At 68.1% G+C, this 15242-nt stretch carries 14 protein-coding genes; 10 read left to right on the top strand and 4 right to left on the bottom strand.

Annotated elements, in window-relative coordinates; genetic code table 11:
* Positions 1 to 30: 30 nt before the first annotated feature.
* The 5 genes from KB221_11890 (at position 31) to KB221_11910 (ending at position 6221) form a co-directional block, all read left to right on the top strand.
* Positions 31 to 1551 carry a PAS domain S-box protein gene (locus tag KB221_11890; protein WIY68779.1) on the top strand — a complete coding sequence of 507 codons (1521 nt, stop codon included), beginning with the start codon at positions 31 to 33 and terminating at the stop codon, positions 1549 to 1551.
* Positions 1541 to 2152, top strand: a complete 612-nt coding sequence (gene fixJ / locus KB221_11895; GenBank protein ID WIY68780.1) for a response regulator FixJ — start codon at positions 1541 to 1543, stop codon at positions 2150 to 2152. The genes KB221_11890 and fixJ overlap by 11 nt, the downstream gene beginning before the upstream one ends.
* Before the next feature lie 81 nt (positions 2153 to 2233).
* Positions 2234 to 3460, top strand: coding sequence for a 5-aminolevulinate synthase (gene hemA, locus KB221_11900; GenBank protein ID WIY68781.1), 1227 nt, complete (start codon positions 2234 to 2236; stop codon positions 3458 to 3460).
* Positions 3461 to 3567: 107 nt separating this feature from the next.
* Positions 3568 to 4602 carry a ligase-associated DNA damage response exonuclease gene (locus KB221_11905; GenBank protein WIY68782.1) on the top strand — a complete coding sequence of 345 codons (1035 nt, stop codon included), beginning with the start codon at positions 3568 to 3570 and terminating at the stop codon, positions 4600 to 4602.
* Positions 4602 to 6221 (top strand): cisplatin damage response ATP-dependent DNA ligase, encoded by a 1620-nt coding sequence (locus KB221_11910; GenBank protein WIY68783.1) that lies wholly within the window; start codon positions 4602 to 4604, stop codon positions 6219 to 6221. The genes KB221_11905 and KB221_11910 overlap by 1 nt, the downstream gene beginning before the upstream one ends.
* A 21-nt stretch (positions 6222 to 6242) precedes the next feature.
* Here KB221_11910 and KB221_11915 read toward each other — a convergent pair whose 3' ends face one another.
* Entirely contained in the window at positions 6243 to 7490 is a 1248-nt protein-coding gene (locus KB221_11915; GenBank protein WIY68784.1) for an FAD-binding oxidoreductase, read from the bottom strand.
* Between the two features lie 69 nt (positions 7491 to 7559).
* Here KB221_11915 and KB221_11920 point away from each other — a divergent pair, with 69 nt between their 5' ends.
* The 3 genes from KB221_11920 to KB221_11930 are packed head-to-tail and all read left to right on the top strand — an operon-like array spanning position 7560 to position 10113.
* The gene (locus KB221_11920; protein WIY68785.1) at positions 7560 to 8456 is read left to right on the top strand and encodes a dihydrodipicolinate synthase family protein; all 897 of its coding nucleotides are present in this window, start codon (positions 7560 to 7562) and stop codon (positions 8454 to 8456) included.
* A gap of 2 nt (positions 8457 to 8458) precedes the next feature.
* Positions 8459 to 9460: a 4-hydroxyproline epimerase gene (locus tag KB221_11925; GenBank protein WIY68786.1), complete on the top strand. Its 1002-nt coding sequence runs from the start codon at positions 8459 to 8461 to the stop codon at positions 9458 to 9460.
* Positions 9461 to 9462: 2 nt separating this feature from the next.
* Positions 9463 to 10113, top strand: a complete 651-nt coding sequence (locus KB221_11930; protein WIY68787.1) for a GntR family transcriptional regulator — start codon at positions 9463 to 9465, stop codon at positions 10111 to 10113.
* Here KB221_11930 and KB221_11935 read toward each other — a convergent pair.
* Positions 10110 to 11282 carry a Xaa-Pro peptidase family protein gene (locus tag KB221_11935; protein ID WIY68788.1) on the bottom strand — a complete coding sequence of 391 codons (1173 nt, stop codon included), beginning with the start codon at positions 11280 to 11282 and terminating at the stop codon, positions 10110 to 10112. The genes KB221_11930 and KB221_11935 overlap by 4 nt on opposite strands.
* 80 nt (positions 11283 to 11362) lie before the next feature.
* Here KB221_11935 and KB221_11940 point away from each other — a divergent pair, with 80 nt between their 5' ends.
* Positions 11363 to 12232 (top strand): TSUP family transporter, encoded by an 870-nt coding sequence (locus KB221_11940; GenBank protein ID WIY68789.1) that lies wholly within the window; start codon positions 11363 to 11365, stop codon positions 12230 to 12232.
* Here KB221_11940 and phaC read toward each other — a convergent pair.
* Together phaC and KB221_11950 are read right to left on the bottom strand one after the other, a co-directional pair.
* Complete coding sequence (phaC, locus tag KB221_11945; protein WIY68790.1) at positions 12229 to 14013, bottom strand: class I poly(R)-hydroxyalkanoic acid synthase; 1785 nt, start codon at positions 14011 to 14013, stop codon at positions 12229 to 12231. The two genes, KB221_11940 and phaC, sit on opposite strands and share 4 nt — an antisense overlap.
* 15 nt (positions 14014 to 14028) lie before the next feature.
* On the bottom strand, positions 14029 to 14217 hold the full coding sequence (locus KB221_11950; GenBank protein ID WIY68791.1) for a hypothetical protein: 189 nt from the start codon (positions 14215 to 14217) through the stop codon (positions 14029 to 14031).
* A 113-nt stretch (positions 14218 to 14330) separates the two neighbouring features.
* On the opposite strand from KB221_11950, the gene KB221_11955 reads away from it, so the two are divergent.
* Positions 14331 to 15230, top strand: coding sequence for a LysR family transcriptional regulator (locus KB221_11955; protein WIY68792.1), 900 nt, complete (start codon positions 14331 to 14333; stop codon positions 15228 to 15230).
* Positions 15231 to 15242 lie beyond the last annotated feature (12 nt).

The raw sequence follows: 15242 nt of genomic DNA on the forward strand, positions 1-15242 counted from the left end.
TATCACCTACGGGTTGTTGCGGAGGCCAGAATGACGACTACCCCCCCGCAGGCGATCGAGGCCCGACGTATCCGGGACTGGATGCTGGCGGCGAGACATACCCGTCTCGGCATTGCGACAGCTGTCCTGCTCACCGCCGTCGGCTTCATGCAGCGCCCGATCATGTCGGCGCCGCTTGAGGAGCGGATGGCCTTCCTGATCTTCATGCCGGCGGTCATCGGTGCGGCGGCGTTCGGCGGCGCGCCGGCCGGTGCGCTGGCGATCCTGCTGGGCCTGGCAGGCGGCCTCTATGTCGCGGGCGGCGCCGATGGCCTGACAGGCGGCGATCTGATCGGCGGACTGATGTTCCTGCTGATCGGGGCGGCGATCACGGCCGGCGGGGAAGCCTTCCAGATCATGCGGTCCCGCGCCGAGGCGGTGAATCGCGACCTGCTCGCCCGTGAAGCGCACCTTCAGTCCATCCTCGCCACCGTACCGGACGCCATGGTGGTCATCACCGAACACGGGATCATGCAGTCCTTCAGTGTCGCAGCGGAACGCCTGTTCGGCTGGACAGCGGACGAGGTGATCGGAAAGAACGTGAAGATGCTGATGCCCGACTCCTACCGGGAACAGCACGACGGCTATCTCAACCGCTATCTGACAACGGGCGAGCGTCGCATCATCGGTGTCGGCCGGGTCGTCGTCGGCGAACGCCGTGATGGCTCGACCTTTCCCATGGAGCTGTCTGTCGGAGAGATGATTTCCGGGGACCAGCGCTACTTCACCGGCTTCATCCGCGACCTCAGCGAGCGGCAGGACACGGAGCAGAGGCTTCAGGAGCTGCAGTCCGAACTCGTGCACATGTCTCGCCTCACGGCCATGGGTGAGATGGCCTCCGCCCTGGCCCACGAACTGAATCAGCCGCTGTCCGCCATCGCCAACTACCTGAAAGGTTCATCGCGACTGCTGGCCACCGAACCGGTGCCGCGCGAGCGTCTGCTGGAAGCCATAGAGAAGGCCGGCGACCAGGCTTTGCGCGCCGGCGAGATCATCCGTCGCCTGCGCGACTTTGTCGCTCGCGGCGAGGCCGAACGACGGGTTGAAAGCCTGCCCAAACTGATCGAGGAAGCCAGCGCGCTTGCCCTCGTCGGAGCCAAGGAGCACGGCGTCCGCGTCCAGTTCAAATTCGCCCCGGGCATCGACTTCGTCCTGGCCGACAAGGTCCAGATTCAGCAAGTAACGCTCAATCTGATACGCAACGCCATGGAGGCCATGGAATCCGTGGCGAAGAGGGTCCTCGAAGTCCGGATTGATCCCGCCGAGGATGATCACGCCCAGGTGTCGGTGGTCGATACGGGGTCCGGAATCAGTCCGGACATCGCCGGCCAGCTGTTCCAGCCCTTTGTAACGACGAAGCGGACGGGCATGGGGGTGGGCCTGTCAATCTCGCGCACCATCATCGAGGCGCACGGCGGGCGCATCTGGATGGAGCCAAACCCGGGTGGAGGCACCCGGTTCTGTTTTACACTACGCGCCGTAGGCGAGGAGGATCTGAGCGATGCAGAATGAGCCGGTCGTCCATGTGGTCGATGATGATGCCGCGATCCGGGATTCCCTGGCCTTCCTGCTGGACACGGCAAACCTCGTTTCAAGGACCTATGAGTCCGCGGCGGCTCTTCTGGCCCGCGCCGCGCAACTGGAGCCGGGCTGCATCGTCACCGATGTACGCATGCCGGACATGAGCGGGCTGGAGATGGTGCGACGGCTGGCCGAGATGGGCGTGCGCCATCCCGTCATCGTCATGACCGGCCATGCCGACGTGCCTCTGGCGATCGAGGCGGTTCGCGCCGGGGTGAAGGATTTCATCGAAAAGCCCTTCGATGACGACGCCCTGCTGGCTTCAATCCGACTTGCGGTCGCCGAACAGACCCAGGCTGCGGAAATCTCCGGGCAGGGCGCCGAAGTGCGCAGCCGGCTCGCAACCCTCTCGGCCCGGGAGCGTCAGGTGCTCGAAGGACTGGTCGCCGGCCACGCCAACAAGGTCATCGCCTTCGATCTCGAGATCAGTCCCCGGACGGTCGAGGTCTACCGCGCCAATGTCATGACCAAGATGCAGGCCCGCAGCCTGTCGGAACTCGTGCGTATGACAATCCTCGCCCAGCGCCCCTGACCTCCCGCCTTCAGGGGTTTTCCGGAGGTGACCCGGACGCTCGCGGGTGGGCATGGTCAGGCTCGTCACGAGGTCCGTCCCATGTTCGACTACCAGGCCGCATTCCAGACCGCTGTTGAGCAGGTCAAGGGCGAGGGGCGCTATCGCGTCTTTGCGGACCTCAAGCGCGTGCGCGGTGAGTTCCCGCTGGCGAAGCGGCGTCGCGAGGACGGGACCGAGCAGGACGTCGTCGTCTGGTGCTCAAACGACTATCTGGGCATGGGCCAGCATCCGGCGGTGCTGGAGGCCATGCAGACCGAGATCGATACGGTCGGTGCCGGTGCCGGCGGCACGCGCAACATTTCGGGCACGACGCGGTCGGCGGTCGATCTGGAGGCCGAGCTGGCGAGCTGGCACCAGAAGGAAGCGGCCCTGCTGTTCACCTCGGGCTATGTGGCCAATGAGGCGACCCTGACCACCCTGCAGCGGATCCTGCCGGGCCTGATCATCTTCTCCGACAGCCTGAACCACGCCTCCATGATCGCCGGCATCCGCAACGGCGGCTGCGAGCGGCACATCTTCGCCCACAATGATCTGGAACACCTCGAGGCCCTGCTGGCGGCGGCCCCGGCCGATGCGCCCAAGCTGATCGCCTTCGAGAGCGTCTATTCGATGGACGGCGACATCGCCGACCTGGCCGGGACCATTGCCCTGGCTCGCCAATACAATGCCCTGACCTATCTCGACGAGGTCCATGCGGTCGGCCTGTACGGCGCGACCGGGGCGGGCGTGGCCGAGCGCGACGGGGTGCTGGACGGGATCGACATCGTCGAATGCACCCTCGGCAAGGCGATCGGCGTCATGGGCGGCTATATCGCGGCCGACGCGGTGATCATCGATGCGGTGCGCAGCTGGGCCGCGGGCTTCATCTTCACAACCAGCCTGCCGCCGGCCCTGACCGCCGGGGCCCTGGCCTCGGTGCGCTGGCTCAAGGCCCATCCGGAGCTGCGCGACGCCCACCAGGAGCGCGCCGCCACGCTCAAGGCCCGCTTCCGGGCCGCGGGCATCCCGGTGATGGACTCGGTCAGTCACATCGTGCCGGTGTTCGTCGGCAATCCGGTCCACGCCAAGATGATCTCGGACATGCTGCTGGAAGAGCACGGCGTCTATGTCCAGCCGATCAACTACCCGACCGTGCCCAAGGGCACCGAGCGGCTGCGCTTCACCCCGTCGCCCAACCACACCGACGCCATGATGGACGATCTGGTGGCGGCGATGGACAGGCTCTGGACCCGTTGCAATGTGGCGCGGATGCCCGTCGCTGCCTGATCGACCCCGGGCCCTCGTGGCGTGACATTTCCGGTTACCGTTCAGGCCTGACGGAAACGTCGCATTGTCGCGGCGTTCAAGGTTCTGCAAGTTGGTACCGGAACCCCATGCCCCTGCCCGCAGACCCTCACCTTTCGCGCCGCTTCAGTGCGGTTCTGCACCCGACGCCGGACGGCCTGTGGTGCCCGGGCGGAGCCTTCTTCATTGATCCGCCGCGCCCGGTTGACCGGGCGGTCATCACCCACGGCCACGCCGACCACGCGCGGGCAGGACACGGCTCGGTGCTTGCGACGCCGGAAACCCTGGCGATCATGGGCGAACGTTACGGCCCGGCGTTCGCCGCCCATACCCAGCCGCTGGCCTATGGCGAACGGATCAGGGTCGGGGACATCGAACTGTCTCTGGCCCCGGCCGGCCATGTGCTGGGTTCGGCGCAGGCAACGGTCCGCCAAGGTGGCCTGACCATCACCGCCTCGGGCGACTACAAGCGCCGCCGCGACCCGACCTGCGACCTGTTCGAGCCCGTGCCGAGCGATGTCTTCATCACCGAAGCGACCTTCGGCCTGCCCGTGTTCCGCCATCCGCCGGATACGCAGGAGATCGCGCGGCTGCTGCGCTCGGTCCAGCAGTTTCCCGAGCGCGCCCATCTGGTCGGGGCCTATGCCCTGGGCAAGGCGCAGCGGGTGATCCGGTTGTTGCGTGAGGCCGGATACGACGAGACGATCTATGTGCACGGCGCACTGGAGCGGCTGAACCGGCTCTACGAACATTTCGGCGTCGATCTCGGGCCACTGGCACCGGCGACCGGATCGAAGGCGGATTTCGCCGGGCGGATCATCATCGCCCCGCCTTCCGCCCTGGCCGATCGCTGGAGCCGGCGCTTCCCCGATCCGGTCACGGCCTTCGCCTCAGGATGGATGAGCGTACGGGCCCGCGCCCGGCAGCGCGGCGTCGAGCTGCCCCTCGTCCTGTCGGACCACGCCGACTGGGACGAACTGACCGACACCCTGAGCGAACTGTCGCCGCAGGAGGTCTGGATCACCCATGGCCGCGACGACGCCCTGCGCCGCTGGGCCGAGTTGAACGGCCTGACGGCGCGCGCCCTGCATCTGGTTGGCTATGAGGATGAGGACGACGACTGATGCGCGCCTTCGCCGCCCTGCTCGATCGTCTGTCACTGACGGCCTCGCGAAATGCCAAACTCCGCCTGATCCGCGACCATCTGGCCGACACGCCGGACCCGGCTCGTGGCTGGGCCCTCGCCGCCCTCACCGGGGCCCTGTCGTTCACCGCCGCGAAGCCCGCCATGATCCGCCGGGCCGTCGAGGCGCGGGTCGATCCCGAGCTGTTCCGCCTGTCCTACGACTATGTGGGCGACATCGCCGAGACCGTCGCCCTGATCTGGCCCGCCCGCCACGGTGCCAACCGCGAGCCCGACCTGTCCGAGGTGATCGATGGCCTGACGCAGGCGAAACGCGGTGAGGTGCAGGGGCTGCTGGAGGGCTGGCTGGATGCCCTCGACGCAGACGGCCGCTGGGCCCTGCTGAAACTGGTGACCGGCGGCCTGCGCGTCGGTGTCTCCGCGCGGCTGGCCTGGCAGGCGGCGGCGGACTTCGGCGGCGTCGAGGTGCCGGACATCCAGGAGGTCTGGCACGCCCAGTCACCGCCCTACGCCGATCTTCTGGCCTGGCTGGACGGTCGGGCGGAGCGACCTTCGGCCGATGCACACGGCCGTTTCAGGCCCGTCATGCTGGCCCAGCCGATCGATGAAGCGGAGATGCCGAGACTGGACCCGACGGCCTATGCCGCCGAATGGAAATGGGACGGCATCCGGGTGCAGGCCGTCAGCGAGAGCGGGGTCAGGCGCCTCTACAGCCGCACCGGTGAGGACATCTCCCCGACCTTCCCGGACGTGCTGGCGGCCCTGACCTATGAGGGCGTGATCGACGGCGAGCTCATGGTGCTGCGGGACGGACGGGTCGGGTCGTTCGGAGACCTGCAGCAGCGGCTGAACCGCAAGACGGCGGATGCCAGGCTCATGGCGGCGCACCCCGCCGGCATTCGCGCCTATGACCTGCTGGCCGCCGACGGCGTCGATCTGCGCAAGCTGAGCTTTGTGGAGCGGCGGGCGCGGCTTGAGACGCTGGTTGCGTCGCTCGGCGGTGACCGGATCGACCTGTCGCCGCTCCAGCCCTTCACGTCCTGGGACGCCCTGGCGGCCCTGCGCGCGACACCGCCCGTCGGCGATCCGGAGGCGGCGGAGGGCCTGATGTTGAAGCGGCTCGACAGCGTCTATGAGGCGGGCCGGCCCAAGGGGCCGTGGTTGAAGTGGAAGAAGGACCCGCATCTGGTCGACGCCGTGCTGATGTACGCCCAGCGGGGTCACGGCAAACGGTCCAGCTTCTACTCAGACTTCACCTTCGGGGTCTGGACCGAGGATGTGGACGGCAGTCACGCCCTGACCCCGGTGGGCAAGGCCTATTTCGGCTTCACCGACGAGGAGCTGAAGCAGCTGGACAAATTCGTGCGCGACAACACGGTCGAGCGTTTCGGCCCCGTGCGATCCGTGAAGGCGAGCCGCGAGTTCGGGCTGGTGCTCGAGGTGGCGTTCGAGGGCCTGCAACGCTCGAAACGTCACAAGTCCGGCGTGGCCATGCGCTTTCCCCGGATCAGCCGCATCCGCTGGGACAAGCCGGCGAAGGAAGCGGATGAGCTTGCGACCCTGGAGGGGATGCTGGATCGCGCCGAACGGGGATCATGAAGAACCCGCCGACGCGCGCCCTCAGCGCCGGCTGAACCGTTCGATCCGGAACGGTTTGAGATCGATCGCGGGCTCCACGCCCTGCGCCAGTGACGCCGTCAGTTCCGAGGTAATCGCCGACATCGTCAGGCCGAGGTGCTGGTGGCCAAAGGCGTAGAGGATGCGCGGGTCGCGCTCCAGCCGGCCGATGGCAGGCAGATAGTCGGGCAGGGTCGGTCGCGGCCCGACCCAGCGGTCCGGCTCGGGCGAGAAGCGGATGCCGAGGTCAGCCAGCCGCTGCTCCAGCACCCGCCATTTGCGCGGGTCGCCGGGTGCATCGGGCGATCCGAACTCGACGAAGCTGGAAGCGCGCAGGCCGCTGGTAAAGCGCGACACCACCATCGAATGCTCCTCGAACACGGTCGGCGGCAGGCTCTCATCCCAGCTGTGGTCGGCGCTCTGCACGGAATAGCCGCGCTCGCCGATCACCGGGGCGTCGACACCCAGACTCCGCATCAGCCGACCGGCCCACGCCCCCGCCGCAACCAGCGCACCATCGGCTTCACAGAGGGCACCACCGTCCAGGTGAGCGGCCACGCGCTTCCCGGTGGACAGACCCGCGACCCGGGCATGGAGCACCGCCCCACCGTGCGCCTTGAACGCGGCCATCAAGGCGTCGCGCGCGGCCTGGGGTTCGCTGACCTGGGCGGTACCGGAAAAGCGGATGCCGGCAACGGGCGCACGGCTCATCACAGCGGCATAGGGCGCGAGGTCGTCAGAACCCATCGCTTGAAAGGAGGCGCTTCCCGTTGCGGCACGCTCCCAGCCCTTGAGACCTTTATCCGCCGCCCCGTCCGACATCCAGACCACCGCGTGGCCGTCACGGCCGACGATGCCCGGAGCGCCTGAAAATGCGGCCAGCCGCCGCCAGGCCGGCAGGGCATGGGACAGGATGGCGGCCAGGGCGACCTGCCCCGCGGCGTGCCGCGTCGGGTGCGAGGCCGCGATGAACCGCATCGCCCACGGCCCCCACAGCCCGGCGTCCCGCCAGCGGAAATCCAGCGCCCCGCCGAGGCCGAACAGCCGTCCCGGAAACGTCCGCAGGCTCTCATAGGACGCCAGCGGCGACACCTGTTCGGCGGCGATATGGCCGATGTTGCCGAATGAGGCCGCGCGGCGCGGATCGCCCGGGTCGATCAAGGTCACCGCAAAGCCCGCCGCCTGCAGCCGCAGCGCCGAGGCGGCCCCGACCAGACCCCCGCCAATGACAAGATAGGACTTGGGCTGCATCGGACTCCCGTTGCCTCGAACTCAGGATCGTATACGATAATGACTTAAGCTGACAGAAGCGAGGACCCGATGTCGATTTCCTGGGAGGGCGTGATCCCCGCCGCCACGACGCAGTTTGCGGCGGATTTCTCGATCGATTTCGACTCCACCGCGAAGGTCCAGGATGGGCTGATCCGCGACGGTGTGCACGGCCTGATCGTCATGGGCACAGTGGGCGAGAACAACTCGCTCGACGCCGACGAGAAGCGCGCCATGCTGGCCGCGACGGTGAAGACGGTGGCCGGGCGCGTGCCCGTGATCGCGGGCGTCGCCGAGCTGGACACCCGCCGCGCCGCCGCCTTCGCCCGTGATGCCGAGGCCATCGGTGCCGACGGCCTGATGGTCCTGCCGGCCATGGTCTATGTCCCGACCCAGGCCGAGCTCGCCGCCCATTTCCGCACGGTGGCCGAGTCCACGGCCCTGCCGATCATGCTGTACAACAACCCGCCGGCCTATCGGGTCAGCATCGGCTTCGAGGCCCTGCATGCCCTGTCGGACCTGCCCAATATCGTCGCCCTCAAGGAGAGCGCGCCGGACACCCGCCGCTTCACCGACCTGATGAACGAGTTCGGCGACCGTTACGTCCTGTTCGCCGGCCTCGACGACGTCGCGCTGGAAGGGCTGATGCTGGGCGCGCAGGGTTGGGTGTCGGGCCTGACCAACGCCTTCCCGAAGGAATCGCTGGCCCTCTGGAACGCCTTCAAGCGCGGCGACATGGCCAAGGCGCTCGCCATCTATCGCTGGTTCATGCCCCTGCTGCACCTCGATGCCGACCATGACCTGGTGCAGTCGATCAAGATCGCCGAACAGGTCATGGGACGCGGCCATGAACGGGTCCGCCCGCCGCGGCATCCGCTGGTCGGTGCCCGCAGGGCCGAGGTGATCGCCATGGTCGAAAAGGCCGCCGCCACCCGCCCGGTCCTCTAGCCATGGCGCGGCACGTCTTCCGCTGCATCGACGGCCACACCGCCGGCAATCCCGTGCGCCTTGTGATCGAGGGCGGGCCCGAGCTGACCGGCGACAGCATGAGCGCGCGGCGTCAGGACTTCATGGCCCGCTACGACTGGATTCGCACCGGTCTCTGCTTCGAGCCACGCGGCCACGACATGATGAGTGGCGGCTTCCTCTACCCGCCGACGACGCCAGAGGCCGATGTCGGCATCCTGTTCATCGAGACCAGCGGCTGCCTGCCGATGTGCGGGCACGGGACGATCGGCATCATCACCTTTGCGCTGGAGCACGGGCTGGTCAAACCCCGCACCCCGGGCAAGGTCATCGCCGAGGTCCCGGCGGGCGTGATCGAACTGGACTATGTGCAGGACGGCCCCCGCGTGCGCTCGGTCCGCATCCGCAATGTGCCGTCGTATCTGGCGCAGCAGGGCATCGAGATCGACGTCCCCGACTTCGGCCCCCTGACCATTGACGTCGCCTATGGCGGAAATTTCTACGCCATCATCGAACCGCAGGGTGCCTATGCCGGACTCGACGCCCTCGGCGCCGCCCGCATCCTGCAGCTTTCGCCGGTCATCCGGACGCTGGTGCGCGAGGCCTTTACCCCGGTGCATCCGCTCGACCCGACCATCACGGGCGTCTCCCACCTGCTCTGGGCCGACAGGCCGAAGGGGGAAGGCGCGGACGGCCGCAATGCCGTCTTCTACGGCGACAAGGCCATCGACCGCAGCCCCTGCGGCACCGGCACCTCGTCACGACTGGCCCATCTGCACGCCACCGGCCGTCTGCCGGTCGGCCAGAGCTTCGTCCACGAGAGCTACATCGGCAGCCGCTTCATCGGCCGCGTCGAGGCCGAGACCGAGGTCGGCGGCCGGGCCGCCATCATTCCCTCGGTCGAGGGCTCAGCCATCGCCACGGGCCTGAACGAGATCTGGATCGACGACGAGGACGTCTTCGCACACGGATTCCAGGTGGTCTGAGGATGACGACCCGCGCGCCGCGTCTGCTGCCCGATCAGCTCTTCGCCGAGGCCCGTGAGCGCATCCTCTCCGGCCGCCTGCCTGCCGACGCGCCGATCCGACAGGACGCGCTCGCGCTGGAACTGGGCGTCAGCAAAATCCCCCTGCGCGAGGCCCTCGCGCGGCTGGAGAGCGAAGGGCTGGTCGTCTCCCACCCCAACCGCGGCTTCATCGTCCGCCCCCTGTCGCGCGCCGACGCCGAGGACGTCTTCGACCTGCGCCTGCGCATCGAGCCGAACGCCTGTGTGCTGGGGGCGCAGCAGGCGGACGGCACCGCGCAGGAAGCCGCCCGGACCGCCTTCGCCTCACTGGACGCTGCCCTGCGCAATGGCCTCGCCGACGTCGGCCGGCGCAATCGCGAATTCCACCTGGCACTGGTCCGGCCGTCCGGTCGGGGCGTCACCATCGAAACGGTGGACCGGCTGCTGGCGCTTTCCGAGCGCTATGTGCGGGTCCATCTCGGCGAGCATCGCCGACTGGACCGGGCCAGTCATGAGCATGAGACCCTGCTCCGGGCCTGGCTGGACCGCCGGACCGAAACCGTTCGGAGGGAAGCCCGCGCGCACATCCGCGCGACCCTGTTCGACCTGCGGGCCCAGCTGCCGGAGGCCTAGGCGGCTGACCAGACCGGTGCGTTTGCGAACGGCTCATCGAGGCTGTGCTGCGGCTGGGTGAACCACGCCGGCCCGGTGTCGGTCATGTGGAAATGGTCTTCCAGACGCACGCCGAACCGCCCGGGCACGACGATCATCGGCTCATTGGAAAAGCACATGCCGGTCGCCAGCGGTGTCGCATCCCCCTTCACCAGATAAGGGCCTTCATGGATGTCGAGACCGATGCCGTGGCCGGTGCGGTGCGGCAGGCCCGGCAGGCTGTAGCCCGGACCGAAACCGTCGGCCTCAAGCGACCGCCGGGCCGCTGCGTCGACCGCCTCGCAGGGCACGCCGGGCCGGGCCGCCTCGAAGGCCGCCGCCTGCGCCCGCTTCTCGGCCTCCCAGACGCGCCGCACATCAGGGCTCGCTTCGCCGAACACATAGGTGCGGGTGATATCCGAGCTGTAGCCATCGATCCGGGTTCCGGTGTCGATCAGCACCACATCCCCCTGGGCCAGCACCCGGTCCCCTTCGCCGCCGTGCGGCAGGGAGGTGTCCTCGCCGAAGGAGACGATGCAGAAGGAGTTGCCGGAACCGCCCAGCGCCCGATGCTGGTCGTCGATGAAGCGGGCGACCTCCGAGGCGCGCTGGCCGGCCCGAAGCTGATCATGGGCGCGGCGGTGGACCTCGATGGTGATGGCCTTGGCGTGGGACATCAGGGCGATCTCGGTCGGAGACTTGCGGCTGCGCAGCGGATGTATCAGCGGCGCGCCGTCGGCGAGGCGGGCATCGTCGATCTCGGCGCGCAGGCTGCGGTACATGGCCAGGGCCATCCGCTCATCGACCGCCATCCGCCCGGCGGGGCCGATCCGGTCGGCGACGAGCCGCCAGGGGCTCTGATCCTCTTCCCAGCTCAGGATCTCGCCCGGCAGGCCGATCAGTCCCTCGATCTTCTCCAGCTCGAACTGCGGCGTGATGTAGTCCAGCCCGCCGGAGGCGTGGACGAGCGCGCCCACGAGACGCTCGGAAGCATACCAGTCGATGCCGGTGAAATAGCGCAGGCTTGAGGTCGAACCGAGCAGCACCGTCGCGACGCCCGCCGCGTCCATTCGGCTGCGAAGGCCCGTCAGCCGCGCCTGCCGCTCGACTGCGCCGATCGGCGCCGGAACCGGTGTTGAACTGCTCGTCATGGCCTGCTCCGCGCGCCGCCGGATTGAGTATCGTATACGATCGTGCTCAGTTGGGCACCGAACGACAAGGGGGGAAGACCTTGGTCCTTACAATTCTGCTCACGGCGCTGGCCTTGCTGGCCACGGCCTTCGTCGTTGTGCTGGGCCGCACGGCCCTTAAGCGCGGGACACGGCCGCCCGGACCGGAGTCCGTCATCCTCGGTGCCGTCGCCAATTTCTTCGACACCCTGGGTATCGGCTCCTTCGCACCGACCACCGCCTGGCTGCGGTTCCGCAAGATGACGCCCGACAGCTTCATCCCCGCGACCCTGAACGTCGGCCACGCCCTGCCGACCATGGTTCAATCGGCGGTCTTCCTCGTGCTGCTGGGCGTGCACGTCGATCCGATGCTGCTCGTGTCCTGCATCCTCGCAGCGGTGGCAGGGGCCGTGGTCGGAGCGCCGCTGATGGTTCGCGCGCCCGTGCGGGTGGTGCAGGGGATCGTCGGCGTCGCCCTGCTGATCGCCGCAGCGCTCTACGCCATGAGCAATCTGGACCTGATGCCGATCGGCGGAACCGCCACCGCACTGGAACCCCGCCTGATGTGGATCGCCGTCGCCGGCCATTTCATCATGGGCATGCTGATGTCTTTCGGGATCGGCCTCTACGCCCCGGCCCTGATCCTGCTCAGCCTGCTGGGCCTCGACCCGCGCCTGGCCTTCCCGATCATGGCCAGCGCCTGCGCCTTCCTGATGCCGACCACCGGTTTCCGCTACATCAACGCCGAGCGCATCGACCTGCGGATCGTCATCGGCATCGCGCTGGGCGGCATACCCGCCGTTCTGGTTGCGGCCTTCGTGGTCAAGGAAATGCCGATCGAGCCGCTCCGCTGGGCGGTCGTGGTCGTGGTCCTCTACGCCGCCGCCCTGCTGCTGCGGGCAGCGGCCAGGGGGGATGCCGCGAAGGCCTAGTGCCGGACGCGGACGTAGTCGCCCGGAGCAGCCGCGCCGGCCTTCAGCTTGCCTGACCCGACCTTGCGCGCCTTGACCTTGTCGTCGGCCGCGGCCGCGTCGAGCCAGCCCTGCCACTCGGGCCACCACGAACCGGGCTTCTGCCCGGCGCCGGCCAGCCAGGCCTCTGCGTCGGCCGGGGCCTCGTCATTGGCCCAGTAGCCGTGCTTGTTGGCCGCCGGCGGATTGATCATCCCGGCATTGTGGCCCGAGCCGCCCAGCAGGAAGCGCGTCGGTCCGCCGAAGAAGTGGCGACCGGCATAGGTGTTCTTCCAGGCCGAGACATGGTCGTCCTTGAGCGCCACGATCATCACCGGCGTCTCGATCGCCTTGAGGTCCAGCGTCACGCCGTCGATCGCGACACCACCGTCCTTTAGCTGGTTTCCACGAAGGATCTGGCGGCCGTATTCCTTGAGCATCCGCGCCGGGATGCGCGAACCGTCGTCGAACCACCACAGCAGGTCGGAAGCGCGAACCTCGTCGCCGAGCAGATAGTGGTTCACCACCGACGACCAGATCAGGTCGTTGGCGCGCACCGCCGAGAACAGCTTGGTCAGGTCGTGCGCCTCGACATAGCCCTTCTCATCCAGATAGCGGTCGAAGGCGTTCAGATCGTCTTCGCTCGTGAACACCGACCATTCGCCCATGTCGCCGAAGTCGACCAGGGTCGCGATCAGGGTGGCCGAGGCGATGCGATCAGCGCGACCGGTCTGTGCGAGATACGCCAGCGTCATGGCCGAGAGCGTGCCGCCCAGGCAGTAGGACACCAGATCGGCGTCTGCTTCGCCCGTCGCGGCCCCGACCGCGTCCAGCGCCGCGATGACGCCGTCCTTCACATAGGCGTCCATGCCCGTATCGGCGTGGCTCTCGTCCGGGTTGGCCCAGGAGATGACGAACACCGTGTGGCCCTGATCCACCAGCCATTTCAGATAGCTGGCCTTGGGCGTCAGGTCGAAGAGGTAGTATTTGTTGACCAGCGGCGGCACGAACAGCAGCGGGCGGCGATAGACCTTGTCGGTCGTCGGCGCGTACTGGATCAGCTCCATCAGGTCGTTCCTGAACACCACCGCGCCCGGGGTGGCAGCGACATTGACGCCGAGTTCGAAATCGTTCGGCGCGCGGCGGCTGACCAGTCCCTGCCCCTTGCCGACGTCTTCCAGCAGGTTCGACAGGCCGGTCATCAGGCTCAGGCCGCCGCTCTCGATCGTCCGGCGGGCGACCTGCGGATTGGTGTGGGGGAAGTTGGTCGGCGCCAGGGCGTTCATCATCTGGCGGCTGGCGAAGTCGACCTGGGCGCGGGTCGCGTCATCGACCGGGGCGGCGGCGACGAATTCCTGCAGCTGGTGCGCGGCCAGCAGATAGGCCTGTTTCAGGTAGTCATAGACCGGCTCGTCACTCCAGGCGGGATCGGAGAAGCGCCGATCGCCCTTGGCCGGGGACGCGACCGGGGCGGTCTCCTGGCCCATGGCCCGCTCGCCCATGGTGCGCCACAGGGCGGTCCAGTCGTTCCAGTTCTTCGCCTGGGCCTCGAACAGGGCTGCCGGCCGGATCATCACCGCGGTGTTGAACTCGATCATCGCCCGGGTCAGCGTCGTCGGGTCATAGGGCAGCGCCTGGGGCATGGCGGCCTGCACCATGGTCGTGCGCACCGCCGCGGCGGCGTTCTGCATCAGGGTGGTCAGGGCTTCGGCCACGACGGTCGGATCGGGCAGCTGGGGAACCGGCGGCGGTGAGGCGGTCATGGGCAGGCTTTCCGCTTACAGCGAGACGAGGACGTCCACGGCCGCGCAATCCCGCGGGGCCACGTACAGCAACGCCAGGGCGCGATCCGGGTTCTCGGCCGCCCACATCGGGCAGGGAGCGTCGAACGCATCGATCAGCGCGGCTGTCGGCGTCGGAATAGCGGTCCGGATGGCGGGCGTATAGGCGGCGGAGTCGAAGGCCATGACGGTGTCCTCGGAACGGAGACGTTCGGATGACGGCGATATGCCATGGCTTTTCTGTTCTGACGATGCCAAGATTTGCGCAATCGTTGTGCATTTTTGCACAGGAGCGGATCGTGGCCGACTTCAACTGGAACGACCTGCGCGCCTTTCTGGCCGTCGCCCGAACCGGTCGCCTCACGACGGCGGCGGCGCGCGTCGGGATGGACCATACGACGGTGGCCCGGCGCATCGCAGCGCTTGAGGACGGACTGGGTGCCCGGCTGTTCGACCGCAGCCCCCAGGGCTACGCCCTGACGCCCCATGGCGAGCGGCTGATGCCGACCGCCGAGAAGATCGAGAGCCTGACCTTGCTCGCCGCCAGCGAGCTGGGCGAGTCCGACCAGGCCCTGTCCGGCACGGTGCGGATCGGCGCGCCTGAAGGGTTCGGAAGCTATGTCCTCGCGCCCCTGATGGCGAAACTGGCGGACCGGCATCCCGGACTGGACATCCAGCTTGTGGCCATTTCCGGCGTGCTCAGCCTGTCGAAGCGCGAGGCCGATATCGCCGTCACCCTGAGCGCGCCGCGCGAGGGGCGGCTGATCTCGCGCAAACTTACCGACTACGGCCTCAGCCTCTACGCTGCGCCGGCCTACCTCGACGCCCGCCCGCCGATCCGGACCCGCGCCGACATGGCTGGTCAGCGCTTCATCGGCTATATCGGCGACCTGCTCTATGCGCCCGAGCTCGACTATATGCAGGCGCCGGACGTCGACATTCATGTCGCCTTGCAGAGCTCCAACCTGATCGCCCAGCTCCAGGCCGCCCTCGCCGGCGCGGGCCTGTGCGTCCTTCCGGATTTTATCGCAGCGCGGGAGGCCGGGCTGAGGCGCGTGCTGCCGGACGCCGTCCATCTGGACCGCAGCCTGTGGCTGGTGACCCATGCGGATCTCAAGCCCCTGGCCCGCATCCGGGCGGTCACGGCGATGATCGTCGAGGCGGTGAAGGCGGACCGGGCCATGTTCACGGGCGGCTGACGCTGGACAACC

Source organism: Aquidulcibacter paucihalophilus (genome assembly GCA_030285985.1).
GTDB lineage: Bacteria > Pseudomonadota > Alphaproteobacteria > Caulobacterales > Caulobacteraceae > Brevundimonas.